This window comes from Bradyrhizobium sp. UFLA06-06 (assembly GCF_054820065.1).
The window spans coordinates 1-523 of the sequence record NZ_JADFUD010000176.1; the positions used below are offsets into that span (position 1 = coordinate 1).

At 60.8% G+C, this 523-nt stretch carries 2 protein-coding genes; one reads left to right on the top strand and one right to left on the bottom strand.

What is annotated here, in order from left to right; all coding sequences use genetic code 11:
• The coding region (locus IF803_RS42565) for an alkaline phosphatase (protein WP_461196175.1) at positions 1-191 on the top strand (191 nt) is incomplete at its 5' end.
• Between the two features lie 53 nt (positions 192-244).
• Here the strand turns inward: IF803_RS42565 and IF803_RS42570 are convergent.
• On the bottom strand, positions 245-523 hold a 279-nt coding region (locus tag IF803_RS42570), incomplete at its 5' end, for a 3,4-dihydroxy-2-butanone-4-phosphate synthase (protein ID WP_461196176.1).

Genomic DNA, 523 nt, shown 5'->3' on the forward strand with positions numbered 1-523 from the left:
AAACCACCGCGCCCGACTTTATTCAGCCGGCACTGGTGCCGCTGAAAAGCGAGACGCACGGCGGGGAAGATCTCGGCATCTACGCCATCGGCCCCTGGGCGCATCTGTTCCAGGGTACGGTTGAGGAGAACTACACCTTCCACGTGATGAATTACGCCAGCCGCATCGGCGAACGCCTGTCAAAGCGGTAGCCACAAAAAAAGCCGCGTTACGCGGCTTTTTTATCGTTGAAAGCGGCCGGCTATCAGCTGGCTTTTTTCTCGTGCGCCTGGCGGTAGGCCACCAGATCTTCGATGGTCAGCACTACCATGTCGTGCTGTTTGGCGAAGGTAATCACTTCCGGCGCATGCGCCATGCTGCCGTCGTCATTGGTCAGTTCACACAGTACGCCGGCAGGTTTGAAACCGGCCATGGAGACCAGATCGATGGTTGCTTCGGTGTGGCCGCGACGGCTCAGCACGCCGCCCGGCTGCGCACGCAGCGGGAACACGTGGCCCGGACGGTTCAGGTCGCTCGGCTTGGC